This is a genomic window from Rhodococcus sp. NPDC127527 (assembly GCF_042672245.1).
Taxonomy (GTDB): Bacteria; Actinomycetota; Actinomycetes; order Mycobacteriales; family Mycobacteriaceae; genus Rhodococcus_G.
In genome coordinates this window covers 75,665-102,259 of sequence record NZ_JBHXVP010000013.1, presented here as the reverse complement: position 1 = coordinate 102,259, position 26,595 = coordinate 75,665, and the positions used below count along the sequence as shown (strand labels likewise).

Below are 26,595 nucleotides of genomic sequence, written 5' to 3'. Positions count from 1 at the left end.
GTCAGTCGCGATCGGTGAGCGAGACGAGATCCGAACTGTCGTCCGGGATCGCGTCGTCGGTTCGCCTCCGTCCCGGCGCACACACCCCGACCACGACGGCTGCCATCAGCAAGATGGCGCCCAGCGCGCGCGCCGCGTCCGACATCCCGTCCATGAAGACCAATCGCGCGAACGCGGCGAGCTGATCACCTTGCGGCCCAGCCATCTTCGCGACCTGCAGCGCCGCGGCGAGCGACGAGCCGACCGGTTCCTTCGCCGGCTCCGGCACCGCCTGCACGGCCGGCTCGATCCCCCGGCTGTAGGTCGCGGCGAGCAGGCTGCCCGCGAGCGCGATGCCGACGGCGGCACCGATCTCACGGGTCGTGTCGTTGACGGCCGACGCCACGCCCTGCTTGTCGTCGGGGGTGTTGTCGACGATCGCGTGGGTCGCCGGTGCGGTGCACAATCCGACGCCGACCGAGTAGATCAACAGGGCGAGGACGGTGGCGCCGTAGCCGCTGTCGGCGTCGACCCGGGCGAACACGAACATGCCCAGGCCGGCGAACACCAGCCCGGCCACGCTCAGCCAGCGCAAACCCACGCGGGGCAGCAGCCACGGGATAGCCGCCGAGAGCAGCATCGTCGGCACGATCATCGGTGCCAGCGCGAGACCGGACTGCAGCGGGCTGTATCCGAGCACGAGCTGCATGTACTGCACGATCAGGTAGAACAGTGCGAACGACGCGAGGAACTGCAGCGTGATCGAGGCGGCGCCGGCACCGAACTCCCGGTTTCCGAACAGTCGCACGTCGAGCAGTGGTTCGGCCCGCCGCAGCTCCACGACGGTGAACACCGCCGCACACAGCACGCCGACCACGAGCGCCGTCATCGGGAGCGGATCGGTCCAGCCGCGGATCGGGCCCTCCAGCATGCCGAGCACGAACAACCCGACCGCGACGATCGCCAACGCGGCGCCGGGCAGGTCGAAGCGCGGGGGACTCTGCTCCCGGGACGGGGCGATCGTCCACGAGACCGCGAACAGGGCAACCGCCACGCCCGTGAACCCGACGAAGATCGACTGCCACGACCAGTGCTCGAGGAGAAGCCCGGAGACCAGCAGGCCGGCGATGCCTCCGGATGCGGCGACCCCCGACCAGATCGCGACGCCGCGGGCCCGGTGCTCGGGAGGGAAGGTCGCGGTGAGCAGGGACAGCGTCGCGGGCATCACCAGCGCCGCTCCGATGCCGCCGACGGCCCGGAACGCGATCAGCCACGTCGGGGAATCGAGCCAGACCGGTCCGGCGGACGCGACCGCGACAATCGCCAGCCCAGCCAGCAGCACGCCGCGCCGCCCGAACCGGTCGCCGAGCGCGCCCGCGGGCAGCAGCAGTGCCGCGAGCGTGAGGGTGTAGCTGTCGACGATCCACGTCAGCTGGCTCTGGGTCGCCCCGGTCTCGAGCGCCATTGCAGGCAGGGCGGAGTTCAGGGCGGCCGCCGCAGCGATCACCATCGCCACCGCCGAACACACCACTGTCAGCGTCCACACCTCACGCGCCGACATGCGGACGTTGCCGGACTCGGTGCGTGCGGTCATGTGTGGCCTCCCCGATCCAAACGAGACTGTCAGTATTGTTTGTAGAACGGGGGTTTCACAACCCCGAGATTCGTTCGGAGGTGACATGGACCGGGGAGATGTCGTGGACGCCGATCCGCGCGAGGACCCACGCAAGGCCCGATCCCGGGCACGGCTGCTCGATGCCGCGACCACGCTCCTCGCGCGCGGCGGCGTCGAGGCCGTCACCATCGACGCGGTCACCCGGGCGGCCAAGGTCGCGCGCGCAACCCTCTACCGTCACTTCGACAGCGGTACCGAGTTGCTCGCCGCGGCGTTCGGCCGGCTGATCCCACCCGCCTCGGATGTTCCGGACGGCCTCGACCTGCGCGACCAGCTCGTTTCGCTGCTCACCCGGCAGGCCCGGCTGATCGAGGAGGCACCGATGCAGCTCACCGCGATGTGCTGGCTGGGTATGGGGCCGGGACTCGGTGAGGCCGGCGACGCGGCCGACCACCCCGAGTTGCGCTCGCTGCGTCGACATATCGCCGAGCAGTACAAGGCGCCGTTCGACCGGGTGTTCGCGAGCGCGGCCGGTCGGGAAGTGCTCGCCGGGGGCGACTACGAGCTGGCCCTTGCGCAGTTGCTCGGACCGCTCGTCTTCACCCGGTTGGCCACGCTGCCGCCGCTCGGACCGGAAGCGTGCGCACGAATAGTCGACGACTTCCTGGCGGCGCGGGCCACCTCGCACTGACGCCTTTCGCCGATCAATCGACTCGTTCGCGTGCGCGGGACGGTCGGGGGCGCGGATACTGGATCCAGCGCGTCTACTCAGCGCACGCCACAGATCGCAATCGCAGGTCCGCTCGTAGTGGGTGTCCGATCCGCACCGCGTACGGCGGTCGCCTGCGAGGGCGAACCCCTCCGGGAGGGACGAACATGGCCAAGAAGGTTGTAGTGCTGATCGCGATGGCGGCGGCGGCTCTCGGATATCTCGGCGTCGGCCCCGCGGCCGCTGCGTCGCCGGCGGTGCTCGGTGGCGGGTCCGGGATGATCATCGCCAACGAAGCCCTGTGCACGCTGACCACCATCGGGCACGACAACGCGGGCAGGCTCGTCGGCATCACCGCCGGTCACTGCGGCGAGCCCGGCGGCGCGATCGTGCCGGAGTACCGCGAGGACGCAGGCGTCGTGGGCCACATCGTCGGCAAGAACCCCGAGCTCGACTACGCGGTGATCCAGTTCGACCCGGCGAAGGTCGCGCCGGTCAACCACGTCGGCAAGGTCACCATCACCAATATCGGTGCGCCCGCGAGCTTCCCGGACGTGGTCTGCAAGGAGGGCCTGCGCACGGGCAACACGTGCGGCATCGCCTGGGGTGACCTGCTGCAGTCGCACGAGACCTGGACCCAGATGTGCGTTATCGAGGGTGACTCGGGAAGTCCCGTCGTACGCGGTACTACTCTGGTCGGCATGGTGAACGCCTATGTGGGTTTCGCGTGCCTCGGCCCGGAACTCGGTACCAACCTCGACAGCATCATGAACGACATCAACGCCAACGGCGGTGTCGGTGCGGGCTTCAGGCCGATCTAGCCGCAGATGCCACCTCGTAAACGCAGCGGTGACCATCTCACCGAGCAGGACCTGAACAATCTCTCCGAAGCACTGGCCACAGGCAAGCGCGCCACCGTCTACCTGATCGACGCCACGCCGAGCCTCGGGATTCCCGCCGGGTGCTCGGCGAAGGTGGTGTCGATCGACGGCCGGACCGTGCTGATCCGGCCGAAGGGCGTCAACGACGAACTGCCCTACGAGGCAGACGAATTGCGTCTGACCCGCCAGCCGGCGAAGGCGGCCCCGGTGAAACCGGCGGCGGCGTCTGCCGCGAAACCGCGGTCGAGCACCGTCCAAGAGGTGGAGGCTCGGGCCGCCGCGTCGCGGGCGGCCGCCGCGCCGAAGGTCTCCTCGCCGAAGAGCGCGACGCCGAAGACCGTGACCACGGCGGCCGAACCTCCTGCCGCAACCACCCTCACCGCACAACCGAAGGCGCCCGTGACCACACCCAGCACCGACCCCGCCGGGGCCGGCACCCCGGCCCCCGCCAAGCGAGCGCGCCGCGCGAAGGATCCCGCCAGTGTGAGCGTGACCCTGCACGCCGAGGCCGGCAACGAGTGGACGGTCACCGTCACGCACGGCGAGCGGCGTCCGGGCAAGGCCGCGCCGGTGACGGCGGACGCGGTCGAGCGCGCCGTCGCCGAACTCGGTGACGCCGCCGCGCAGCAGGCGGTCGCGGCGGTGCTCTCCGCGGCCCGCGAGGCGGCGGCCCAGCGGGTCGAGGAGCTCAGTCGTCAACTGGCCGAGGCGAAGAGCGCACTCGAATCGCTCGGCGCGGACGGCGCCTGATCGAAGGAAGGACCCGAGGATGGCCGAAACCCAGTCCGTCGCAGAACTGTTCGCGCTCGAATCGCTGATCTCGGACGAGGAGCGAGAGATCCGTGACAGTGCCAGGAGATTCGCGGCCGATCGGATCCGTCCACACATCGCCGACTGGTTCGAGGCCGGCCGGCTCCCTGTTCGGGAGCTGGCCCGCGAACTCGGCGAACTCGGCGTCCTCGGCATGCATCTCGACGGTTACGGATGCGCGGGCATGGACGCGACGGCGTACGGACTGGTGTGCCTCGAGCTCGAGGCCGCCGACTCCGGGATCCGCAGCCTGGTCTCGGTGCAGGGATCGCTGGCCATGTTCGCGATCCACCGGTACGGCTCCGAGGAACACAAGCAGCGGTGGCTGCCGCCGATGGCGTCGGGTGAGGCACTCGGTTGCTTCGGGCTCACCGAGCCGGACTTCGGATCCAATCCCGCGGGGATGCGCACCCACGCCCGCCGGGACGGCGGCGACTGGATCCTGCGCGGAACGAAGATGTGGATCACCAACGGGTCGGTGGCGGACGTTGCCGTGGTGTGGGCGCGCACCGATGACGGGGTCCGCGGCTTCGTGGTGCCCACCGACAGCCCAGGTTTCAGCGCGCCGGAGATCAAGCACAAACTCTCACTGCGCGCCTCGGTCACCGCGGAACTCGTCCTCGACGACGTCCGGCTGCCCGCCGCGGCGATGCTGTCCGAGGCACGGGGGTTGTCCGGGCCGCTCGGCTGTCTCAACGAGGCCCGGTTCGGCATCGTGTTCGGCGCCCTCGGCGCCGCCCGTGACTGCCTCGAGACCGCGATCGACTACGCCCGCTCTCGCGAGGTGTTCGACAAGCCGCTGGCCGCCTTCCAGCTGACTCAGGCCAAGCTCGCCGACATGGCGCTCGAACTGGGCAAGGGCCAGTTGCTGGCGCTGCACCTCGGACGGCTCAAGGATCTTCACGCGCTGCGGCCCGAGCAGGTCAGCCTCGGCAAGCTGAACAGCGTCCGGGAGGCGATCGCCATCGCCAGGGAGTGCCGAACCATTCTGGGTGCCAACGGCATCACCCTCGAGTATCCGGTGATCCGGCACGCCAACAACCTGGAGTCGGTGCTCACCTACGAGGGCACCTCGGAGATGCACCAGCTGGTGATCGGCCAAGCGCTGACCGGGTCCTCCGCGTTTCGCTAGCCGCTCTTGCGTGGAGCGCTTGCCGCGAGGCAGTGTGAAGGTCGAGGGGGCCGTGACCTGAGCGGAGCCGGACATGGACACCACGACGACCGAGATCGCACCGGGCATCTACCGATTCTCGACCTACGTCGACGACGCCAACCTGGTGATGAACCAGTACCTGATCGACGGTGACGAACCGCTGCTCTTCCACATGGGCCAGCGCGCGCTGTTCCCCAACACGTCCGCCGCCGTCCACCGGGTGGTCCCGCTCCACCGGCTCCGGTGGCTCGCCTTCGGGCACGTCGAGGCCGACGAGTGCGGATCGATGAACTCGTGGCTCGAGGCGGCACCGCACGCGCAGGTGGCGCACGGCGCGCTGTCGTGCTTCGTCCAGGTGGCAGACCTGGCCGACCGACCGCCCCGATCCCTGCAGGACGGCGAGGTGCTGGACGTGGGCGAACGGCGGGTCCGTCATATCGACACCCCGCACGTGCCGCACGGCTGGGACGCCTGCCTGGTGTTCGAGGAGTCGACGTCGACGCTGCTGTGTGGCGACCTGTTCACGGCCTTCGGCAGGCATCCCGACGTCAGCGACAGCGAGATCGTCGGCCCCGCAATGGCCGGGGAGGAGATGGGCCATGCGACGGCATTGACTCCGGCCCTCGGTCCGACGATCCGGTCGCTGGCAGACCTCGAGCCGACCACCCTCGGCCTGATGCACGGGCCGGCCTTCACCGGGGACTGCGCGGGCGCGCTGCGCGACCTGGCATCGGAATACCAGGGACGGTTCGAGGCGGAACAGGAGCGACTGCGCGAACCGTCGTAGGCCTCAACTCCGTCGCAGCGCGTACGCCTTGAGCCGGCTGAACCCGCGCACCCGCAGCGAGCGCAACGACCGGAGGTGGAACCGCGGGTTGCTGCCGAGCGCGTCGGCCAGTGCGGAGTCGACGAGCACGGTGCCGGGTCTGGCCGAACTGGTGAGGCGCGCAGCGATGTTCACCACCGAGCCGTAGACGTCGCCGAAACGGACCAGGACGTCGCCGCGAGCCAGGCCCACCCGCAGGTTCGGCAGTTCCTCGGTGCTGGCGGCCGCGTCCTGCAGGGAGAGCGCGATCGCGGCGGCGTCGGCGGGCTCTTCGACGGCGAACATGACCTCGTCACCGACGTTCTTGATCACCCAGCCGTGACCCTGGCTGATCACGTTGGTGACGGTGGACTCGAAGTACTCGAGCAGTTCGGTGAGCTCGGTGATGTCGATGCGGCGGGTGAGGCTGGTGTAGCCGACCATGTCCGCGAAGCCGATCACCAGGTTGCGGCTGTCCACCTCCTCACCGCGATTGCCGAGGAACCGGGCGGCATTCGACGCCAGGTGCCTGCGCCACACGTACGACTGCAGGCTCTGCAGGGTCGGCAGCATCTGTTCGGCGACGAGGGTGGCCTGGGCCGCGACCGCGTGCACGTCGGGGGGTTGGCCGGAGTCGCGATGTTCGAGCCGGTCCAGGATGTGACTGTTGAGCAGTCCGAGTTGCCACTCGGCTAGGCGTGAAAAGGCTTGTCCCAGAGCGCGGGTCACGGACACCTCGAGATCGGGATCGATGATGCCGCGGTCCACGAGTGAGGTGATGCCCTTCAGCGCTTCGACGTCGGCGTCGGTGAACATGGCTGCTTCCGCACCCACGTCCGCGGCGAACCCCATGGCCACCCACAGCCGCTGCACCCGTTCGAGGGGGATGCCCGACAACTCGGCGACCTGCTCCCGGGTGTACTTCATCTCGCCGCCGAGCAGGTTCCGCTCGACCTCCGCCTGAATCATCGCGAACTCGCGGGCCTGCCGCCGTTCGCTCGCGTGTTCAGCCACACACCGCCCCGTTCGACGCCGACCCGACCAGCTTCGCGTACTTGGCGAGTACGCCGCGGGTGTAGCGGGGCGGCAACGGTTCCCAGCCCTGTCGCCGCCGGTCGAGTTCGTCGGCGTCGACCATCAGGTCGAGGGTGCCGCTGCTGACGTCGAGCCGGATCCGGTCACCGGAACGGACGAACGCGATCGGCCCGCCGTCCACCGCCTCGGGTGCGACGTGGCCGACGCACAGGCCCGTGGTGCCGCCGGAGAACCTCCCGTCGGTCAGCAGCAGCACGTCCTTGCCGAGCCCGGCGCCCTTGATCGCCGCGGTGATCGCCAGCATCTCCCGCATGCCGGGCCCGCCCTTGGGGCCCTCGTACCGGATCACCACCGCGTCGCCGGCGGTGATGGTGCCGTCCTCGAGCGCGTCGAGCGCGGCCCGCTCGCGGTCGAAAACCCTTGCGGTGCCGGTGAACACGTCGGACTCGAAGCCCGCCGACTTCACCACCGCCCCGCCCGGCGCCAGCGAACCGGAGAGGATGGTGATGCCGCCGGTCGGGTGGATCGGATCGCTCATCGCCCGGAGCACCTTCCCGTCCGGGTCGGGCGGGGCGATGTGGGCGAGGTTCTCGGCCATCGTCGCGCCGGTGACGGTCATGCAGTCGCCGTGCAGCATGCCCGCGTCGAGCAGCGCCTTCATCACCACGGGGACGCCGCCGATGTGGTCGACGTCGACCATCACGTGGCTGCCGAACGGTTTGACGTCGGCGAGGTGCGGGACCTTGGCACCCACGCGGCGGAAGTCGTCGAGCGTGAGGTCGACGTGCGCCTCGTGTGCGATGGCGAGCAGGTGCAGCACCGCGTTCGTGGATCCGCCGAACGCCATCACCACCGCGATCGCGTTCTCGAACGCCTCCTTGGTGAGGATGTCCGAGGTGGTGATCCCGCGGCGCAGCATCGCCACGACGGCCTCGCCGCTGCGCCGGGCGTACCCGTCCCGCCGACGGTCGGTGGCCGGCGGGGCGGCGCTGCCGGGCAGCGACATGCCGAGCGCCTCGGCCGCGCTGGCCATGGTGTTCGCGGTGTACATGCCGCCGCAGGCGCCCTCGCCCGGGCAGATGGCGCGTTCGATCGAGTCGACGTCCTCCCGGCTCATCAGACCGCGGGAGCAGGCGCCGACGGCCTCGAACGCGTCGATGATCGTCACCTCCCGCTCGGAGCCGTCCGACATCTTGGCGATCCCGGGCAGGATCGAGCCCGCGTAGAGGAACACGCTGGCCAGGTCGAGGCGCGCGGCGGCCATCAGCATCCCGGGCAGCGACTTGTCGCAGCCGGCGAGCAGCACCGAACCGTCGAGCCGTTCTGCCTGCATGACGGTCTCGACACTGTCCGCGATGACCTCCCGGGACACGAGCGAGAAGTGCATGCCCTCGTGCCCCATCGAGATGCCGTCGGAGACAGAGATGGTCCCGAATTCGAGGGGGTAGCCGCCCGCCGCGTGGACACCGTCCTTCGACGCCTTGGCGAGGCGGTCGAGGGACAGGTTGCACGGAGTGATCTCGTTCCACGAGGACGCGACGCCGATCTGGGACTTGCCCCAGTCGTCGTCGCCCATGCCCACCGCGCGGAGCATGCCGCGCGAGGCGGTCTTCTCGAGGCCGTCGGTGACGTCGCGGCTACGGGGTTTGATGTCGGGGCCGTTCGGATCCTGGGACACGCTGCTCATCATCCTCCGGTCGGGTCTGCGCGGCGCGGCGAATCGGCATCGCGGCCGGTCAACGCCAGCAGCCGGGTCTGCAGCGGAGCGTCCGCGGACACCTCCACAGGCGCGGCGAACAGTCCACTGGCGCTCAGCATCTCGCGCTGGGCGTCGAGCACCTCCCACACCGCCTCGACCAGCGTGGGGTCCAGCGTCTCGTCCAGGCCCGCGGCGCGGGCGAGGTCCCAGCTGTGGATGGCGATGTCGGAAACCTGTTCGCGCAGATAGTGTTCCACCGTGACGGTGCCGTACGACAGGTGCACCGGGGCCGCCGGCGGGGCCACCTCCCAGGCCGCGGCCGCCAGCCCCGAGAAGCGGTGCCACTCCGCCGCCAGATCGGTCCCGAGCGGATGCACCCGGTCGCCGGCCTCCGCGAGGGTCAGGCCGCTCAGGAGCGGCGGAATCCACTGCTGCTCGACGACGACGTGCCGGACCAGGTCGGCCACGTCCCACTCGGTGTCGGGGGTCGGCGCGTCCCAGTCGGTGACGGCGTCGACCCGCGACCCGAACTCCTGCATCGCCCGGCGGGCGAGCGCGAGCCATTCGAGTGCCACCGCGTCTGCCCTACTGCGCGGGTGCGGGCTTGATGACGCTGAACACGGCCCCGGTCGGGTCGGTGAGCACGGCCATCCGGCCGACCGTGGGTACGTCCATCGGTTCGACCATGACGCTGCCGCCCGCAGCGTTCGACGCCGCGACCGTGGCGTCGGTGTCGTCGGTGGCGAAGTAGACGTGCCAGTGGGTCGGGACCTGCGGCATCCGCGGGGGTGTGCAGCCTCCGACCTGCGCATCGCCGACCAGGAGCAGTGTGTACTTCTCGCCGCCCGGCATCTCCTGCTCCGACGAGCCGGTGCCGAGCACCGCCTGGTAGAACGCCATCGCCTTGGCCGGGTCGGGCGTGATCAGCTCGTTCCAGGTGAGGGTGCCGGCCTCGTTCACCAGCGACGCGCCGATGTGCTGGCCCGCCTCCCACAGGCCGACCACCGCGCCGGTCGGGTCCGCCACGAACGACATCCGGCCCGCTTCCCCGACGTCGTCCGGTCCCATCAGGACCTGGCCGCCGGCGCCTGCGACCTTGGCCGTTGCCGCGGCGGCGTCGTCGGTGGCGAGGTAGGTGTTCCACATCGACGGTGTGCCGTCCGGGACGCCCGGCGGTTGGCCGCCGACCGCGGCGACGTAGTTGCCCCGCAACCGCGCCATCGAGTACACGCCCCCGCCGGGGTTGGGCATGTCCTCGAAATCCCAGCCGAACAGGGCCGAGTAGTAGGTCTTCGCGGTGTCGGGATCCTTGGCCGACAGATCCACCCAACAGGGGGTGCCCTGCACGTAGCTCGACCGTTCGGGCATGACGATGTCCTTTCGCAGAGAGGAATCGATCCACCGGTCACGTTTCCAGCCCGCGGCCAGTTTGGAAAGGGGTCAGCGGTGGTCGTCCGGGACCAGTACCGGCGCGGCGACGTCGCAGTGCGGGCGGCATTCGATCGAGTCCGGGTGTTCCACAACGGGCTTCGCGGCGGGGATCAGCACCGCCGCGATCGCGGCGCCGGCGAGCAGGAGTCCCGTACAGATCAGCATTGCGACGTGGAAGCCGTCCGAGAACGTCTGCGGGTCGGTGTAGTTCGTGCCGGCGATGCCCGCCAGTCCCGGCAGCGCCGCGACCGCCAACAGCTGGCTGGTGCGGGCCACGGCGTTATTGACGCCCGATGCGATACCGGCCTGGTCGGTGGACACTGCGCCCAGCACCGCGCCGGTCAGCGGGGCCACCAGTGCGGACAGGCCCAGGCCGAACACCACGACGGCGGGCAGCACGTCCTGCACGTACGAGGAGCCGGGGCCGATCCGCAGCATCAACAGCAGCCCGGCCGCCGCGATCAGCGGCCCCACGGTCATCGGCAGTCTCGGGCCGTGGTGTTGCGCGAACCGTCCGGCCCGTGCCGAGAGCAACAGCATCAGCACGGTGATCGGCAGCGTGGCGAGCCCGGACGCCAGCGGCGAGAACCCCACCGCGAGCTGCAGCTGCAGAACCAGCAGGAAGAACACGCCGCCCAGTGCCGCGTACACGGTCAGGGTCACCAGGTTCGCCGCGGTGAACACCCGGGAGCGGAACAGTGACGGAGGGACCAGCGGATTCTCGGAACGGATCTCCACCAGCACGAACGCGACCAGCAGCACCGCGCCGCCGACCGCCCACTCCCACTGGGCGGCGATCAGGCCGTAGGTGAGGGTGGCCAGGCCGAGGACGGCCAGCGCCGCGCCCGGCAGATCGAGCCGGCCGTGGGCGAGCGGATCCCGACTCTCCGGGACGTGCCGCGCGGACACCAGCACGACGGCCAGCGCGAGCGGCAGGTTGAGCAGGAACACCGCCCGCCAGCTCGCGGCCTCGACCAGCCATCCGCCCAGCAGCGGCCCCGCGGCCGAGGCGACCCCGCCCAGGCCGGACCACAGCCCGATCGCCGAGCCCCGGTCGTCGGGGTCGATCGCCGCGGAGAGCAGCGCCAGACTGCCGGGGGTCAACAGGGCCGCGCCGACGCCCTGCAGGATGCGCGCGGCGATGAGCAGTTCGATGTTCGGCGCCACGCCGCACAGCAGCGACGCGACCGCGAACCAGACCGTGCCCCAGACGAACACCTTGCGGCGGCCGAGGCGATCGCCGAGCGCGCCCGCCAGCAGGATCAGTGACGCCAGGGCGAGGGTGTAGCCGCTGAGCACCCACTGCAGGTCCGCGACCGTGGCACCGAGGTCCTCGCCGATCCGGGGGAGCGCGATGTTGACCACGGTCGAGTCGAGCATCGCCATCGACGACCCCAGGACGGTCGCCAACAGCACCCAGCGTCCGGTGGCCGAGCGCAGGCGGACCGTCGCGGCGGGCGAGTCCATGCACCGCAGGTTACATGCGGCTGCGCCGCACTGTGCGCGGTTGACGAGTGCCTGGACTCGTGAACCGCGCACAGGCGCGAAGCGCCTACTTGTAGTCGTAGAAGCCGCGGCCGGTCTTCTTGCCGAGGCGACCGGCGTCGACCATCCGGCGCAGCAGGGCCGGCGGGGCGTAGTGCGGCTCCGCGAACTCGCCGTACAGCGACTCCGACGCGGCCAGCGCGATGTCGAGGCCGACGGTGTCGAGCAGCGTCAGCGGGCCCATCGGGTAACCGCAGCCGCCCTTCATGGCCGCGTCGATGTCCTCGGCGGTCGCGTAGCCGGACTCGAGCATCCGCACGGCCTGGCACAGGTACGGGATCAGCAGCGCGTTGACGATGAAGCCCGACCGGTCGCCCGCCTGCACGGTGGTCTTGCGCAGGGTGTTCTTGGCGTACTCGGTGACGGCGGCGGCGGTCTCGGGCGCGGTCACCAGGGTCGAAATGATCTCGACCAGCGGCATCACCGGCACCGGGTTGAAGAAGTGCACGCCGACCACCCGGTCGGGGCGCGAGGTGGCGCCGGCGACCTTGATGACGGGGATCGAGGAGGTGTTGGTCGCCAGGATGCCGGACGGCTTGACGATCTTGTCGAGCTTGCCGAAGATCTCGTACTTGAGCGCCTCGATCTCCGGGGCGGCCTCGATGACCAGGTCGCGGTCCGCGAACTCCTCGATGTCGAGGGTGACGCGCACGCGGGCGATGGCGGCGTCCGCCTCCTCCTGCGTGATCTTGCCCTTCGCGACGCCGCGGGAGATCGACGACGCGATCCGCTTGGTGGCCGCATCCGCGAACTCCTGCTTGGTCTCGAGCACGAGGACCGAGCTTCCGGCCTTGGCACACACCTCTGCGATGCCGGCACCCATCGTGCCGCCACCGATCACTCCGACTAGCTCCACTGTCATCTCTCCAAACCCGTGTCGGTCGTCTTGTCTCGGGAGGTCATTCTGCTACGTGCCGGTAACAACGCTCGTCGCGGTCCGCAACTCGTTCTTGCGGATCTTCCCCGTGGGCGTGCGCGGGAGGTCGGACGCGAAGGCGATGTCGCGCGGCACCTTGTAGCCCGCGAGCAGACCGCGGGCGTAGTCGACGAGTTCCTCCGCACCGACGGTCGCACCCGGCCGGAGCAGCACGAATGCCTTCGGACGCTCACCCCACTTGTCGTCCGGTACGCCGATGACCGCGACGTCCGCGACCGCGGGATGGGAGATGATCGCCTGCTCCACCTCGACGGTGGAGATGTTCTCCCCGCCCGAGATGACGATGTCCTTGGCGCGGTCCTTGAGCTGGATGTAGCCGTCCGGGTGCATCACGCCGAGGTCGCCGGTGTGGAACCAGCCGCGGTCGAACGCCTCGGCGGTCGCCTTCTCGTCTCGGTAGTAGCCGAGCATGACGTTGTTGCCGCGTAGGACGATCTCGCCCATCGACACGCCGTCGGCGGGCAGGTCACACATCTGCGGATCCACCACCCGGGCCGTCTCGGCCTGCAGCATCCCGACGCCCTGCCGCGAGATCAGGACCGCGCGCTCGGCCGGATCCAACGCCACCCACGACTCCTGCGGCTCGCAGATCGTGTACGGCCCGTACACCTCGGTCAGCCCGTACACGTGGACGACGGTGACGCCGAGCGCCTCGAGCCGCCCGATGATCGTGGGAGACGGGGGCGCGCCGGCAGTGGTGATCCGCAGCGGGGTGGTCAGCGGATGCGCCCGGTCGGCGTCGGCGATGGTCGAGCAGACGGTGGGGGCGCCGCACAGATGGGTGATGCCGAGGTCGTCGATGGCATCCCAGACCGCGTCGGCACGCACGGCGCGCAGGCACACGTGGGTGCCGCCCGCGGCGGTGACCGCCCAGGGGGTGCACCAGCCGTTGCAGTGGAACATCGGCAGCGTCCACAGGTACTTCGTCGCGCCGGTGAAGCCGTTGTGGAAGGTCTCGCCGAGCGAGTTCAGGTACGCCCCGCGGTGGGAGTACATGACGCCCTTGGGCTTTCCGGTGGTGCCGGAGGTGTAGTTGATCGCGATGGGCTGCTGCTCGTCGGCGACACCCCACACCAGCGGCTCCGCGTTCGCCGCGTCGGCGGTGCGCAGGAAGTCGTCGTAGACCGAGGTCGCGACCCCGGCGACCGGCGCGTCGAGCGTGATCGTCGAATCGGGGATCTCCACGATCTCCCGCACCGAGGGCACCCGGTCCCGCACGGTCGCGACCGAGCCGAGGAACTCCGCGTCGACGAACAGGATGGCCGCGCCGGAGTGGTCGAGGATGTACTCGAGTTCCGGCCCGGCCAGCCGTGAGTTCAGCGCGATCAGCACGCCACCGGCCAGCGGCACCGCGAAGTGCGCCATCAGCAGTTCGGGGGTGTTCGGCGAGAGGAAGGCCACCCGGTCGCCGGGTTCGATGCGCTCGCGCAGCGCATGGGCGAGCTGCTCGACCTCCGCGCCGAACTCGCGGTAGGTGTAGTGGCGGTGGCCGTGCACGATCGCGGTGCGGTCGGGGAACACCGCCGCCGAGCGCTCGAGGAAACGCAGCGGGCTCAGCTCGGAATGGTTGGCGGTCTGTGCGGCGGGCATGTGACGACTCCGTGTGACGGGGCTTACAGGTGGTCGCCGACGACGGTATGGCCCACCTCGAGCGGCCCGCTACCCTACGAAGTGGGTATGCCGATGAACGAGACCTTGAGACCGAGCGACGAGGACGCGCTGCGCGGCGAGCTGCGTGCACTGCGCGCGTCGACGCCGTTTCCGGTCCTGTTCGGTGGATCTGTGGCGAACGGACGGATGGTGTTGTCGGGGTTCGCGGGCACCCGCAGTCGGATTCTGCGCGGCCTGACGATCGACGCCCGCTGCGGGCTGGGCGGTCGGGCGATCGCGGAACAGCGGCCGGAGGCAGCCCCGGACTACTTCAATTCCAGCCACATCACCCACGACTACGACGTACAGGTCGCGCGGGAGGGCATCGAGTCGCTGCTGTCCGTGCCGGTCGTGGTGCGTGGGGTGACCCGCGCAGCGATCTACGGCGGGCTGCGGTCGCGGCGTCCGATCGGTGACGTGATGGCCGACTCGGTGCTGACGTCCGCGAAGCGGCTGGCCCGAGAGATCGAGATCCGTGACGAGGTGGACCGCAGGGTCGGGCTGATCGCGAACGCCGCCGAGTCCACCGGACCCGGCCGCAGCACGGCGGAGTCGGAGCGGATCACCGAGAGCTATCTGACGCTGCGGGCGCTCGCGGAGCAGGTCGGTGACGAGTCGGTGGCGGAGCAGTTGCGGTCGGTCGAAAAGACCCTGCGCTCGCTGACCGCGTGCACCGCAGGCGCTCCACCGATCGTGTTGTCGCCCAGGGAGTCGGACGTGCTCGCCCACGTGGCGCTCGGCTGCCGGAACGCCGAGATCGCCGAGAGGCTCTCGCTCAGTGTGGAAACCGTCAAGACCTACATGCGAAACCTGATGGGCAAGCTCGAGGTGAGCAGCCGTCAGGAGGCGGTGTTCGAGGCGCGTCGGCGCGGGCTGTTGCCGTAGCCGCCCGCCCCCTCGGACCTCCCCAATGTCACATTGATTTTCGTGAGCCGAACCACTGTGACATCGGGGAGGTCGGGGTGGGCTATTCGTCGCGGGCGCTGATGCCGGCGATCGCCTCGCCGGTGGGGGAGGACGCCGAGTTCGAGGTCATGATCGTCTGCCGGTAGTGCTCGGCGGAGCCGTCCGGGCGACGCTCGAACAGGTCCACCGCGTAGGCGCCCGGCCCGGCCTTGCGGGCGAGTACGCAATGCGTTGTGCCGAGCGGGATCTGGGCGATTCCCGTGGTTATCTGCTCGGCCGAACCGACGCGGGCGCCGGTCGCGACGAAGGTCCGGGCCAAGGCCCCGTCGCGGGCCCGGTAGTAGGCGTCCTCGAATGCGGCGATGGTGGCTGCGCCCGCGTCGGCGGAGTCGAGGGCCGCGGGTTCCCCCGCCGCCAGGCCCGTGCACCACGGACTCTCCACGGCCGCAGCCGGTTCCGGGTTGTGGTCCCGATGCAGGATCAGGGAGACGGCGGTGCCGCTGGCCACGGCGAGCACGACGAAGGCGACCGCCGCGACCAGCGCCCGGCGTCGGCGACGGGGCGCGCGGTCCGTCGGCGGCGGGTCGTCGAAGGGCTCGACGGCATCGTCTGCGGCCGCGTGCGACGGGGCGAGCCAGTCACTCGATCGTTCGGCGGCCGCGGGATCCGGGATCGGGACATCGACCGACGCCTGCTGGTCGCCGGCGGCGATCCAGGCGTCGTTGCTGTACGGCGACGACGGTCGGGTACCCACGATGTCTCCTCACCGGACCCCGCGTGCGGGTTCTCAGGGGGCTAGCCCGGCGTGGACGGCGTTCAGGACGTCGGCGACGGCACCGGCGGCCGGCTGCACGGCCCGACCGAGGTCGGCGCCCGCGGTCTCGATCCGGGCCACCGCATCCGCACCGGCCGGGTGCGCGAGCGCGGCGGCCCGGGCGACGGCGACCTGCGCGTTCGTGTCCGCGGTCAGCTGAGCCAGTTGCTGCGGCGCGGCATCGGCGGCGGTGCGCGCCACCGCGACGACCTCGGGGCCGCCGGGCGCCGTCTCGACCCGCGTCACGGCCTCCCCGGTGGCGGCGGTGATCGCGGCCGGGTCGACGACCGGGGCGTCCGGGATCACGAACTCGGCCGGCTCGGTGCTGGTGTCGCCCGCGCCGAACGCGGTGCCGGCCACCCCACCGAGGACCGCGCCGACGGTGCCGGCGACCGCGGCCACGGGGATTCCGGCGGCGGCTGCGCCCGCTGCGGCGCCGACACCGGTGCCGATTGCGCCGTTGGTGACCGTCCCGACGCCCGGCCACACGACGGTGCCCATGCCCATCCCGATGTTGCCACCGATCGTTCCGCCGATCAGCCCGCCGACCACCGCGGCGGGCACCCCTGCACCGACCGCACCGATGACTCCACCCGCCGTTGCACCGGCGATCGTCGCCGCGGCGACCTTGTCCGAGCGTGCGGCCTCGACACCGATCGAGCGCCAGAACGTGGACACCTGCGCCTCGGCCACGGCCGCGGTGTTGTTGGTCTTGTCCATGTCGTCCCTGCTGAGCCAGTTCGGCTTCGCGGCGATGAAGTCACCGAGCCGCAGCATGTCCCGCGGGGCCTCGATGGGGGCGACGGGCGCGACGGACTCGGGCAGGTGCAGCTGCGCGGTGGCGGCGGGCGCGACCGGGGCCTCGTCGTAGGTGGGCACGGCCCGGGTCGGGACGTTGTCGTACTCGACCGGCGGCGCGACCCAGTACTGACGGGGTTCGGCGGGCTCAGGTGCCGGTTCGGGCAGCGGCGCGACCTCGGGCGCCGGCGCCGGCGTGGACTCGCCGACGCCGGGCTGTTCGGCCTCGTCCGCCATCACACCGGGCTGTACCGGCGCGGCCAGCGCGGTGCCGGCGCCCGCGACGGCGATGGCGAGCGGAATCGTGCCCGCAACTGCCACCCGTTCGGCCGCGAGACGCAGCCGACTCGTGAACGTGTGTTTCCCCATGGTTCCCCCCGATGGTGCTGTCATGTTCAGTTCTGTCGCGGGGGTGTGTATCGAGACGCGCGACCACCCACGTGCGCCGTCGGCGCCGTGGACCTGGTCGATGCGATTGCGGCCGAAAGCCGCTGAAATCCCCCCCGCGTCTACCCCCGACCGGCGAGTGTAGCGGGTTCGGGAGAATCGTCGTCGGAACGCACCGTCACGCTGACCCGCCCGGACCGGTCGTACTCGACGCGGCGGACCTGGGTTCCGAGTTCGGTGACGATGGTGGCCAGGACCTCCCGGCCGGCGGGTAGGGCGCGGGCGGTGAGGGTTCCGTCCTCGCACGCGTCCAGTTCGGCGACCAGCCCGGACCGGATCCGAGCGACCGATTCGGTGGACGCGGCGGCGAGGCCGCCGTCGTCGAGCAGGACGACTCGTGCGCCCCGTCGCCGCGCCGAGTCGGCCGCCGCGCACACCGCCTCGTCCGAGGCGAACACCGGCGCCCGCAGGGTGTCGCGCAGCCGGGATTCCAGCACCGCGCACTCCTCGCGTTCCCGCGGGGAGAACTCGTGCCCGTCGGCGGAGGCCTGGAGGATCGGGCGGGCGAGGCGGTCCAGCCGGGAGAGCTGGGTGTCGCGTTCGCGCAGCATGGCCTGCGTCATGGCCTCGTCGGTGGCTCGATCGGATTCCCGCTCGCGCAGCCGCGACACCGCGAACCCGACCTTCCGGATGCTGTAGGCGAAGAAAACCGACATCAGGACGGGGGCGAGGTTGATCGAGGCCAGTCGGATCCCGGTGCCCCAGCCCTGCCCGGTGGCGTCGGCCCAGGCGCCGCTCGTGACGATCATCAGCGCCGCGCCGGTGAAGGCGTACACCGCGCGGCCGCGGACCGACATGTAGACCAGCACCACCGTCACCGCGCGGATCTGCCAGGCGGAGTCCAGCGTCCAGCCCGGCACGGGTAGCTGCCACAGGACCAGCACGCATGCGATCGGGCCCAACGCGGTCAGCGCAAGGGTGTGCACCGTCGGTAAGGGGTCGCCCGGCACGAGGATGATCACGGCGGCCCCCGCGGTGACCAACACCGCGGCCAGGACGGTCGGCCAGACGCGGTGCACCCCTTCGAGATTGGTGAGCGCCGCGATGGTGAAGCTGAGACAGAACAGTGCGACGAGCACCTTCGCGGCGGGCCGGTCCATGCCGAGCAGGACGCGCGCGTCGCGGAAGTCTCGGAGGTCGCGGGGCCCGGTGCCGGTCACGACGGTGCCGTCCAGCGCAGGACGACCCGGGTTCCGCGGTGGGGAGCGGAGTGGATCTCGGCGCTGCCGCCGGTCACGGCCGCCATGCGCGCACGAATGTTCACGCTGATCCCCAGCCCGTACGGCGGAACCCGGTCGGGGTCGAACCCCCGGCCGTTGTCTGCCACCAGCACCTGCACGCCGTCGGTGTCGACGTCGACGGCGACGATCCGGTCGGCGGTCCCGTTCGCACCGTCCGCGTGCTGCATGCTGTTGCGGAGCGCCTCGGCGGCGGCGGACGCGATCGCGCGACACGCTTCGCGAGGAATGGTGACGGGCGATGCGATTCGGAGGTCGACGTCGACGGCACCGTCCTGGTCGACCTCCATCAGCGCGGAGCGGATCAGGGCGACCGCTGCGTCCGCGTCGAGGGCCTCGGTGGTGACGTCGCTGGCGCGCAGACGGTCGAGTTCGCGGAGCGCGACGCCCGATTGCGCGCCGAGCTGGTCGGTGTTGCCGTGCCGCGCGATTCCGAGCAGCGTCGACATGACGTTGTCGTGGATGAGCGCGTCGAAGCGCTTGCGCTCGACGTCCCGCGCGGCGATGGCGGCGGCGGCCGCGGACTGCCGCATCGCGGCGGCGCGGGTGCGGTCGAGGGTGCGTCCGGACTGGACTGCGGCGATGGTCGCGACGACGAACATGCTGTTGGTCATCACGACGTTGAAGATCTCCGGCAGCAGGGTGCTGGTCGGGCCGTCCCGGGTGACGTGCCGGATCACTTCCGCCCCCACGGAACTGACCGCGAGATACAGCACGGCGGGGGCCGGACGCCAGCACGCCGCCGCCGCCATCCCCACCAGCCCGGGGATCGCGGACATCCATATCTCACGGGTAGCCGGGATGTGCCCCTGCAGCGCGGGCAGCCAGCCGGCCATGGCGACGAGATACGTCGCGGCGGCGAGCGACGCGAACGCGCGCACCCACCGCAGGTCCGGGGCGTAGCTGGCCGGCCAGAGGGCCAGAAGGGGAGCGAAGACGATGACGACGGCAGGCAGTGTGTACCACGGCGCCAGTGCGCGGGACTGGACGACGACGACGGGGATCAGCACCACGCAGAAGAACAGGGCCCCGCTGCCGAGCACGCGGGCGAAGGTGCGGATGACCCACGCTTCTGCGTCGCCTACCTGGCAGTCGTGACCGGTCATTCGTGCCGGTCCGGCGGGGAGTGGCTCACAGCTCGTCGAGCGAGATCAGCCCGTCCTGCACCGCACGGGCGACGAGCGCGGCCTTCGTCGGGGCCGACCTGCCGACCTGGCTGTACTTCGCGCGGATGCGCGACAGGTGGGTGTTCACCGTGCCGATGGACAGGAACAGGTCGGCGGCGACGGTGTTCTTGGAGTCGCAGCGCAGCCACCGCAGCAGCACCTCGATCTCGCGCGGCGACAGGGAGGGCTTCCGCAGGGGATTCGGTCGCGCGACGTGCGCCGTCGGTCGGACCGCAGGTGCGACCGATCGATGGCGGTACTGGTCCAGTGCAGCAGTCATTTCTGTACTCCCTGGGGCTACGACCGAAAACGGGGGCCCGACCCCGCGTCACGAGTCCCCTTCGCAGTGCAACGGTAGGGGTTTACTCGCCGATTGCCGAGACAGCACTTTCGTGCCCGTAGAAATAGGGGCAGGCTCAGCGTTGTGACCCTTCGGTGCGCGGTTGCCCCGAGATCTCGGTGGCCGCGGGGTGACCGTTGTGACAGAACTCCATGCGCCGGACTCCGTCCTCGCTGTTCACCAGGACCGTCGCCATCGACGTGCGGCCCGGCGGCAGGACCCGAACGGTGACCGCCCCGTCGGGCACCGCCGCCAGCTCCTCGGCGACTGCCGCGAGGACTCGGTCGCGCGTGGCCTCGTCCGCGCCGTCCAAAGCCCCGTCGTCGAGCAGGATCACTTCGACACCGCGGCCGCGGGCGGCGCGGGCGGCCAGGTCCACCGCGGGATCGGACAGGCCCGGGGCCCGCAGCAGGTCGCGCAGATGTGCCTCGAGCAACCGGCACGCGAGGCGCTCGTCCTCGTCGAGGTCGGCGCCGCTGCCGATTCGCTCGAGCAGCGGCCTCGCCAGTTCGTCGAGTCTGCCCAGCTGACGGTCGCGTTCCTCGAGCACGGCGGAGTCCGCGGCCTCGGCGGCGACCCGCCGGGTGGTCTGCTCGCGCAGTCGGAAGATCGCGCTCGCCGACGGGCGGATGGTGTAGCCGAAGAAGGTCGCCATCAGCAACGGGGCGACGTTGATCACCGATATCGCGAGCCCGTGAGCGACGCCCTGCCCGGTCAGTGCCGACCACACCGCGCAGGTGGTCATCATCGAGGCCATCCCCAGCCAGGCGAAGCCGGCCCGTCCGCGCACACCCATGAAGGCGAGGATCGCCGTGGCCGCGCTGAGCGGCCAGGTCTGCATCGGATTCTCGATCGGGATGGGTAGCTCGCCCAGCACGAGGGCGCTCGCGACCGGGCCGATCGCGGTCAGCGCCAGCGTCGGATAGAGGGGAAGCGGGTCGCCGGGTACCCGGATCAGGGTGATCGCGCCCAGGCTCACGATCAGCACGGCGACCAGTACCGGCCCGAAGCTCTCGATGCCCTGGTGGGAGACGATCGCGATCATCAGGTAGGTCAGCGAATAGAACCCGACGATGATCCGCGCGGCGGTGCTCTTCATCCCCAGCATGTCCGGGACGTCCTGGTCGACGTCGGGGCGCGTCACGGCCCGCTCCAGGTCAGGTGCACCCGGGTGCCCTCGGAGGGGCGGGAGTCGATTCGCGCCGAACCGCCCGGCAGTTGCCGCATGCGTCCGACGATGCTGACCGCGACGCCGAGCCGGTGCGGAGGAACCGTTCGCGGATCGAACCCCTTCCCGTTGTCGGAGACCCGGACGGACAGGAGGTCGGGGGTCATCGCGACCTCGACGGCCCGGTCCGCGTCGTCGCCGGCGTGCCTGATGCTGTTGCGTAGCGCCTCCGCCAGAGCGGCTCCGACGGCGCGGGTGGCCTCGGCGGGCATGGTCAACGCGTCGGAGTGCTGCCTGCGATTGACCTTCAGGACGACGTTCTCGTCTACTTCCGTCGCGGCGGTCCGAAGGTGCGTGAGGATTTCGGCGCTGTCGAAGCGTTCGTGCAGACCGGTGCCCGTTCGGAGCGCGTCCAGTTGCCGCATGGTGATCGTCGCCTGCCTGCTGACACTCGCCGTCGCGCCCAGCCGGGAGGCCGACAGCAGGGTCGACATGACGCCGTCGTGGATGAGGGCGTCGAACCGTTCCCGCTCGACGGCGCGCGCGCGTCGGGCTGCTGCCGAGGCGGCGGCACGGTGGGTTGCGTCGGTGGTCTCGTCGAGCAGTCGGCCGGTGTGCAGTGCCATCACGGCCGCACCGACGAACAACGTGCAGTACATGATCGCGAAGGCGATGTCGGGAATCAGCGGACTGGTCATGGCCGGGTCGCGGGCCACGTAGTTCATGAGTTGTGCTCCGGCGCAGGCGATCACCATGTACCCGAACGCAATCGCGGGTCGCCAGGCGGCGACCGCGGCGAGGCTCGCCACTCCCGGGAACGTGGACAGCCACACGCCCTGGCCGTTCATCAACGGCGGGCCGTTCCACGCCAGCGGCCAGGTCGCGATCGCGACCAGATAGGCGACCGCGGCGACCGCCCCCGCGACGCGCAGCGCACGGGTGTCGACGGCGATCGTGGCCGCACCGAATGCAAGTCCCGATCCGAACACCGCCGCCGCCGCGAGCGGGGTCCACCACCAGTCGAGCAGCTCGGCCTGACCGAGAATCGAGGGCAACAGGAGGAGAAGGTAGAAGACGTACCCGACGCTGGTGAAGCGCGCGAACACCCGCAGGATCCGGTCGGTGGCCTCGCGGCGGGTCCCGACCGCGACGGCCCCTGCCGTCATCCGTGGTCGGGGTGCTGAGGGACCGGCAGCCAGCCGTCCTCCACGGCGCGCTTGTACAGGTCGGTCTTGGTGCGTGCGGGCCTGCCCGCCTCCGCGTACTTCGCACGGATGCGCGCGAGGTAGTCGTTGACGGTGTGCGGGGCCAGTCCGGTGAGGCTGGCAACTCGAGCGGCTTTCTCTCCGGATGCATAGAGCGCCAGCACATCTCGCTGTCGTGGGCTGAGCCCGACATCGAGCAGTCCGGGGTCGCCGTCGATCGCGGCGGCCCATTCCGTGGTGACGACCTGCTCGCCGCGTGCGGCCGCGGTGATCGCCGCCACGACGGTGGCGCTGGGCTCGGACTTGCGCAGCACTCCGAGCACCCCGGCCTTGGCGGCGAGTCGAACGAGGTAGGGGTTCTCCGCGCCGGTGAACACGAGGGTCTCGAGGCCGGCGTCGCGCAGCTGCTCGACGTTCGACTTGGGTGACGACCCGTCCGACAGTCGCAGGTCCAGAATGACCAGGTCCATGGGGGCGGCCTGTGCGAGCAGTTCCGGCACGGTCGCCGCCGAGGCGGCGATCTCGAGGTCGGGCTGGTCGGCGAGCATCGTCTCGAGTCCGATCACCACAGATTCGTGGTCCTCGACGATGCCGATCCGGCGGGGGCCTGTGTCGGATCGGTCGTCAGTGTTCGCCGCGTCTTCTGTCATCTGTGAGTCCTCGCACGCCATGCACATCGCCGTTCCGTTCGGGAAGTCTGCAGCAAACCGCAACAGTCGACTCGGACGGCGAAATTCGGATGAATCGAGACGATTCTAGGACGGGCCGACTCGTCGGACGGCGGATGGCCGAAATCGGTATCGAGGCGCGGTGAATCGACGCTACGGCATGAATCCGGAAGTCGGTATCTGCCGAATGAGGGACATGGGTTTGGTATCTGATGTAACAAATATCCGCTGGTAGGCGATGGTGTCGCCGTTAGGGAGGCGAAGGATGAAGGGGCAACTGGACAGGCGACCAAGATCATTTGAACGTTTGACCAGAAAACGCACGATCGCGTCCCTCGGCTGTGATAAACACTTCCAATCGCGAACCGGAATCCGGCCATGGGCGCAGGCTTGATGGACGCCAGTTACGACGTCGCGACTTGAACAGAGCACGGATGTACGAAACCGAGCCCACCCGACCTGGGCGCACGTAACCCGATCCGATCTCCCGTACTGTCCTCGACCCCCCGATCGGGGGTCCGACGAAAGCTGAGCACATGAACAAGCAGACCAAGGGCGCCATCGCCGCCGGCGCGGCCGCACTTCTCCTTGCCGGTGGTGCGGGCACCATGGCCGCGTGGAACTCCTCCCAGACCGTCGGCGGCGGAGCCGTCAGCTCCGGTACTCTCTCGCTCTCGCAGGGCACAGCGGGTGCGTGGAAGGCGAACGGCACCGCCATCGACATCACCACGTTCAAGGCCGTTCCCGGCGATGTCGTCACCTACGACGCCACCTTCCTCGTGGGCGCGAAGGGTAACAACCTGCACGCGACGCTGAAGGCCGATGCCAACTCGATCACCGGCGACGCCGACCTGAAGGCTGCACTGAACCCGACCGTCACCGCGACCGTCGATGGTGTTGCACTGCCGTCGAACGGTTCGGGCGCCGCCATCACCACCGCGCAGGATGGGAAGACGGTCGCGGTGAATGCGGTCTTCACGTTCAATTCCGCCACCGCAGGTACCACTGCGCAGGGACAGAGCGTCAGCCTGGCCAACTTCAACGTCAACCTGACGCAGGACTAGTCGCCCGAACCGCTCGCTGCACTGCGGCGAGCTTCGTGGACGCCGGCCGAACGACCTAACCCCCGATCGGGTTCGTTCGGCCTGCGTCCACGAAAACCCTTTGAAGCCAACGAGTTCGATTCCATGCGCGCGCCGCGCCCACCTGCTCGACCACGCACGAAAGGCCCACCGAATGTCGCGTCATGAGGTTCCCAACACTCCGTCAGGGTTCGGTGCCCGGGCGCGATCATTCCTGTCCGGCGGCAAGCCGCGGGCCATCGCGTCCCTGGGCATCGTGCTCGGCCTCGGCGCGATCGGCACCCTTGCCGCGTGGAGCGACTCGGCGACCGCGACCTCCGGCGTGTTCAGCACCGGCTCGATCGACCTGCAGCTCAACGGAAACCAGGGCAACCCGAGCGCGTACGCGTTCGCGTCGCTGACTAAGACCGGCATGATGCCGGGCGACTCGGTGGCGGCGACCCTGCCGGTACAGAACACCGGCACGACGCCGTTCAACTACACCATGGTCGCAAACGCGACGTCCTCGGCCCTGGCGCCGCAGCTGAAGGTCCTCGTCTCGACCGGTACCTCGAACGGCACCGCCTGCAGCGGCGGCAGCGTGATCGCGAACAACCTCGCTCTCACCTCCGGCGGTGCGACCAACCTGATCCAGACCGCGCGCCCGCTGGCCACCGGCGCCAGCGAGACGCTGTGCTTCCAGGTGACCCTGGACCCGAACGCCCCGGTGTCCGTCCAGAACCAAACTGTGAACACCTCCTTCAACTTCAACGCGACGACGGCCTGAGCGCGCCATGACGATTCACGAGAACCCTCCCGCCTCCGGCCGCTCCCGCGGCCGTGAGATCGCCCTCAACGTCGGTGCCATCGCCGGCCTGATCTGCGTGCTGGCCGCAGCGGCGTCCTTTCTGTTCGGTATCAAGCCGCTGGTCTTCCGCTCCGGCTCGATGTCTCCGGACATTCCGACCGGCGCCCTCGCCCTGTCGAAGGCCACCCCCGCAGCTGACCTCGCGGTCGGCAACGTGGTCAGCGTCGAGAATGACCAGGGCATCCGAATCACGCACCGCATCAAGGAAATCGTCTCGACCGACGGGGTCAGTTCGGTCCTGATCCTCAAGGGTGACGCCAACAAGGATGCCGACATCTCGCCGTACACGGTCACCGAGGCCGATCGGGTGTTTTTCAGTGTGCCCGGGCTCGGCTACGCGGTGTCCTGGTTGTCCTCGCCGGTCGCGATCTTCCTGGGCGGTAGCCTCGTCGGCGGCGTCATGGTGCTCGCGTTTGGGCCGTCGGCCAAGCGTAAGAACGACAACGACTCCGACTCGGATGCCGGAAATGGTGGCGGGGGAATGCCCGGGGCGCACGAGAGCATTGAGGAGCCGGAGCCGGAGCCGGTTATGGACGCGCACAGCGGATTCGAGGTACCGACCGAGCAGTTCCGCGCGCCGAACTTCTCGCTGCGCCGCCTCGTGCCCGCCCGTTCTGCGCTGGCGGCCGGGGCGCTCGGCCTCGCTGCCATGCTCGGGATGACCGCCGGCACCAGCGCGGCATTCACCGACACCGCCGGGGCGGCGAGCTCGTTCGCCTCGCGGAGCACCCTCGTCCCGGCGCCACAGTACCTGGGCTGTTCGACCTGGGGTAGCAACAGCGGCCAGACACTGCGGTGGAAGCACCTCGGTCCCGGATACACCTACCAGGTGCAGTTGATCAACGCGTACAGCAGTACGGTGGCACCGTCGATCCCGGCGAACAAGGGCGATACCGTCACCCTCGACATCAGCACCTACAACAACATCTACAAGACCGCAGCGACTTCGTACGTCGAGGTCCGGACCATCCGCAACGGCGTGACCGGCACGTCGTGGATCGGCGAAAAAATCTATTCGAGCACTATTTGGAGCGCCTGGTGCAACGGCGCACATGTGGGCGGCTCCGACCAGAGCTCGCTCACCGCCCCGAGCGGTGGTGGCACCGACACCATGGCGGCTCGGATGGCGGCGCCCGCCCCGTCCACGACTGCGGAGCCGACCACGACGACGGCTACCTCCACCACTACGGCGGCACCGAGCACGACCACCACCCCGGCGGCACCGAGCACGACCACCACCCCGGCGGCACCGACCACGACCACCACCCCGGCGGCACCGACCACGACCACGACCATCGCGCCGACCACCTCGACCGAGAAGTCCGCGGCGGCAACGGAAACCACCACCACGACAACGGAGGAGACCGCGGCGGCGGTCTCCGCCCCGTCGGGCGATCTCGCGATGACGAACGTCTCGACGTCCGGCAAGTACACGGCGGCGGTGAGCGGCACGTCGGCGACGATCACCGACAAGTCGGGCGCACAGACCTTCTCCGGCACGGTCGGCACGAAGGCGATCGTGCAGTGGGCGTCGGGCTCGGATCAGCTGTGGATCGTCGACGGCTCGAAGCTGTCGGTGGTCGATGCGGCCACCGGCAAGCAGACGTCCGTCGACCCGTCCTCGAGCACGGTGCCGGCCGAGGTTGCCGCACTGGTCGCCAAGTAGG

25 protein-coding genes are annotated in these 26,595 nt (G+C 70.1%); 9 read left to right on the top strand and 16 right to left on the bottom strand.

What is annotated here, in order from left to right:
* Nucleotide 1: 1 nt before the first annotated feature.
* A complete protein-coding gene (locus ACFVH2_RS20330; protein ID WP_378425102.1) occupies nucleotides 2-1,573 on the bottom strand; it encodes an MFS transporter in 1,572 nt (523 codons plus the stop codon).
* Nucleotides 1,574-1,658: 85 nt separating this feature from the next.
* Between ACFVH2_RS20330 and ACFVH2_RS20325 the strand changes: the two genes are divergently transcribed.
* The 5 genes from ACFVH2_RS20325 (at nucleotide 1,659) to ACFVH2_RS20305 (ending at nucleotide 5,934) form a co-directional block, all read left to right on the top strand.
* Nucleotides 1,659-2,285, top strand: a complete 627-nt coding sequence (locus ACFVH2_RS20325) for a TetR/AcrR family transcriptional regulator (protein WP_378425104.1) — start codon at nucleotides 1,659-1,661, stop codon at nucleotides 2,283-2,285.
* A 185-nt stretch (nucleotides 2,286-2,470) separates the two neighbouring features.
* Complete coding sequence (locus tag ACFVH2_RS20320) at nucleotides 2,471-3,124, top strand: serine protease (RefSeq protein ID WP_378425106.1); 654 nt, start codon at nucleotides 2,471-2,473, stop codon at nucleotides 3,122-3,124.
* Nucleotides 3,125-3,130: 6 nt separating this feature from the next.
* Entirely contained in the window at nucleotides 3,131-3,934 is an 804-nt protein-coding gene (locus ACFVH2_RS20315; protein WP_378425108.1) for a translation initiation factor, read from the top strand.
* 19 nt (nucleotides 3,935-3,953) lie between these two features.
* Nucleotides 3,954-5,126 carry an acyl-CoA dehydrogenase family protein gene (locus tag ACFVH2_RS20310; RefSeq protein WP_378425110.1) on the top strand — a complete coding sequence of 391 codons (1,173 nt, stop codon included), beginning with the start codon at nucleotides 3,954-3,956 and terminating at the stop codon, nucleotides 5,124-5,126.
* Nucleotides 5,127-5,199: 73 nt separating this feature from the next.
* Nucleotides 5,200-5,934 carry an MBL fold metallo-hydrolase gene (locus ACFVH2_RS20305; protein WP_378425112.1) on the top strand — a complete coding sequence of 245 codons (735 nt, stop codon included), beginning with the start codon at nucleotides 5,200-5,202 and terminating at the stop codon, nucleotides 5,932-5,934.
* A gap of 3 nt (nucleotides 5,935-5,937) precedes the next feature.
* Here the strand turns inward: ACFVH2_RS20305 and ACFVH2_RS20300 are convergent, their stop codons facing one another.
* The 7 genes from ACFVH2_RS20300 to ACFVH2_RS20270 form a co-directional block, all read right to left on the bottom strand.
* Nucleotides 5,938-6,966, bottom strand: coding sequence for an adenylate/guanylate cyclase domain-containing protein (locus tag ACFVH2_RS20300; RefSeq protein WP_378425114.1), 1,029 nt, complete (start codon nucleotides 6,964-6,966; stop codon nucleotides 5,938-5,940).
* Complete coding sequence (gene ilvD, locus ACFVH2_RS20295) at nucleotides 6,959-8,674, bottom strand: dihydroxy-acid dehydratase (RefSeq protein ID WP_378425116.1); 1,716 nt, start codon at nucleotides 8,672-8,674, stop codon at nucleotides 6,959-6,961. The genes ACFVH2_RS20300 and ilvD overlap by 8 nt, the downstream gene beginning before the upstream one ends.
* Nucleotides 8,674-9,261 (bottom strand): TIGR03086 family metal-binding protein, encoded by a 588-nt coding sequence (locus ACFVH2_RS20290; RefSeq protein ID WP_378425118.1) that lies wholly within the window; start codon nucleotides 9,259-9,261, stop codon nucleotides 8,674-8,676. The genes ilvD and ACFVH2_RS20290 overlap by 1 nt, the downstream gene beginning before the upstream one ends.
* Nucleotides 9,262-9,271: 10 nt before the next feature.
* Nucleotides 9,272-10,054, bottom strand: coding sequence for a VOC family protein (locus tag ACFVH2_RS20285; protein WP_378425120.1), 783 nt, complete (start codon nucleotides 10,052-10,054; stop codon nucleotides 9,272-9,274).
* 72 nt (nucleotides 10,055-10,126) lie between these two features.
* Nucleotides 10,127-11,584, bottom strand: coding sequence for a DHA2 family efflux MFS transporter permease subunit (locus ACFVH2_RS20280; protein WP_378425122.1), 1,458 nt, complete (start codon nucleotides 11,582-11,584; stop codon nucleotides 10,127-10,129).
* 85 nt (nucleotides 11,585-11,669) lie between these two features.
* Nucleotides 11,670-12,518: a 3-hydroxybutyryl-CoA dehydrogenase gene (locus ACFVH2_RS20275; RefSeq protein WP_378425283.1), complete on the bottom strand. Its 849-nt coding sequence runs from the start codon at nucleotides 12,516-12,518 to the stop codon at nucleotides 11,670-11,672.
* Nucleotides 12,519-12,569: 51 nt separating this feature from the next.
* Complete coding sequence (locus tag ACFVH2_RS20270; protein WP_378425124.1) at nucleotides 12,570-14,189, bottom strand: long-chain-fatty-acid--CoA ligase; 1,620 nt, start codon at nucleotides 14,187-14,189, stop codon at nucleotides 12,570-12,572.
* 93 nt (nucleotides 14,190-14,282) lie between these two features.
* Between ACFVH2_RS20270 and ACFVH2_RS20265 the strand changes: the two genes are divergently transcribed.
* Nucleotides 14,283-15,134 carry a response regulator transcription factor gene (locus ACFVH2_RS20265; RefSeq protein WP_378425126.1) on the top strand — a complete coding sequence of 284 codons (852 nt, stop codon included), beginning with the start codon at nucleotides 14,283-14,285 and terminating at the stop codon, nucleotides 15,132-15,134.
* 82 nt (nucleotides 15,135-15,216) lie between these two features.
* On the opposite strand, the gene ACFVH2_RS20260 is transcribed toward ACFVH2_RS20265, so the two are convergent.
* From ACFVH2_RS20260 to ACFVH2_RS20225, 8 genes are all read right to left on the bottom strand, one after another.
* The gene (locus ACFVH2_RS20260; protein ID WP_378425128.1) at nucleotides 15,217-15,909 is read right to left on the bottom strand and encodes a hypothetical protein; all 693 of its coding nucleotides are present in this window, start codon (nucleotides 15,907-15,909) and stop codon (nucleotides 15,217-15,219) included.
* 33 nt (nucleotides 15,910-15,942) lie between these two features.
* Nucleotides 15,943-17,136: an insoluble domain protein gene (locus ACFVH2_RS20255; RefSeq protein ID WP_378425130.1), complete on the bottom strand. Its 1,194-nt coding sequence runs from the start codon at nucleotides 17,134-17,136 to the stop codon at nucleotides 15,943-15,945.
* 140 nt (nucleotides 17,137-17,276) lie between these two features.
* The gene (locus tag ACFVH2_RS20250) at nucleotides 17,277-18,374 is read right to left on the bottom strand and encodes a hypothetical protein (protein ID WP_378425132.1); all 1,098 of its coding nucleotides are present in this window, start codon (nucleotides 18,372-18,374) and stop codon (nucleotides 17,277-17,279) included.
* On the bottom strand, nucleotides 18,371-19,558 hold the full coding sequence (locus ACFVH2_RS20245) for a sensor histidine kinase (protein ID WP_378425134.1): 1,188 nt from the start codon (nucleotides 19,556-19,558) through the stop codon (nucleotides 18,371-18,373). The genes ACFVH2_RS20250 and ACFVH2_RS20245 overlap by 4 nt, the downstream gene beginning before the upstream one ends.
* A gap of 25 nt (nucleotides 19,559-19,583) precedes the next feature.
* Nucleotides 19,584-19,898: a response regulator transcription factor gene (locus ACFVH2_RS20240; protein ID WP_378425136.1), complete on the bottom strand. Its 315-nt coding sequence runs from the start codon at nucleotides 19,896-19,898 to the stop codon at nucleotides 19,584-19,586.
* A 136-nt stretch (nucleotides 19,899-20,034) separates the two neighbouring features.
* Entirely contained in the window at nucleotides 20,035-21,102 is a 1,068-nt protein-coding gene (locus tag ACFVH2_RS20235) for a hypothetical protein (RefSeq protein WP_378425138.1), read from the bottom strand.
* The gene (locus ACFVH2_RS20230) at nucleotides 21,099-22,292 is read right to left on the bottom strand and encodes a sensor histidine kinase (RefSeq protein WP_378425140.1); all 1,194 of its coding nucleotides are present in this window, start codon (nucleotides 22,290-22,292) and stop codon (nucleotides 21,099-21,101) included. The genes ACFVH2_RS20235 and ACFVH2_RS20230 overlap by 4 nt, the downstream gene beginning before the upstream one ends.
* Nucleotides 22,289-22,981: a response regulator transcription factor gene (locus ACFVH2_RS20225; RefSeq protein ID WP_378425141.1), complete on the bottom strand. Its 693-nt coding sequence runs from the start codon at nucleotides 22,979-22,981 to the stop codon at nucleotides 22,289-22,291. The genes ACFVH2_RS20230 and ACFVH2_RS20225 overlap by 4 nt, the downstream gene beginning before the upstream one ends.
* A gap of 554 nt (nucleotides 22,982-23,535) precedes the next feature.
* Here ACFVH2_RS20225 and ACFVH2_RS20220 point away from each other — a divergent pair.
* The 3 genes from ACFVH2_RS20220 (at nucleotide 23,536) to ACFVH2_RS20210 (ending at nucleotide 26,594) form a co-directional block, all read left to right on the top strand.
* On the top strand, nucleotides 23,536-24,063 hold the full coding sequence (locus ACFVH2_RS20220) for an alternate-type signal peptide domain-containing protein (RefSeq protein ID WP_378425143.1): 528 nt from the start codon (nucleotides 23,536-23,538) through the stop codon (nucleotides 24,061-24,063).
* Between the two features lie 172 nt (nucleotides 24,064-24,235).
* Complete coding sequence (locus ACFVH2_RS20215) at nucleotides 24,236-24,847, top strand: SipW-dependent-type signal peptide-containing protein (RefSeq protein WP_378425145.1); 612 nt, start codon at nucleotides 24,236-24,238, stop codon at nucleotides 24,845-24,847.
* 7 nt (nucleotides 24,848-24,854) lie between these two features.
* Nucleotides 24,855-26,594 carry a hypothetical protein gene (locus ACFVH2_RS20210; RefSeq protein ID WP_378425147.1) on the top strand — a complete coding sequence of 580 codons (1,740 nt, stop codon included), beginning with the start codon at nucleotides 24,855-24,857 and terminating at the stop codon, nucleotides 26,592-26,594.
* The last annotated feature ends 1 nt before the right edge of the window (nucleotide 26,595 follow it).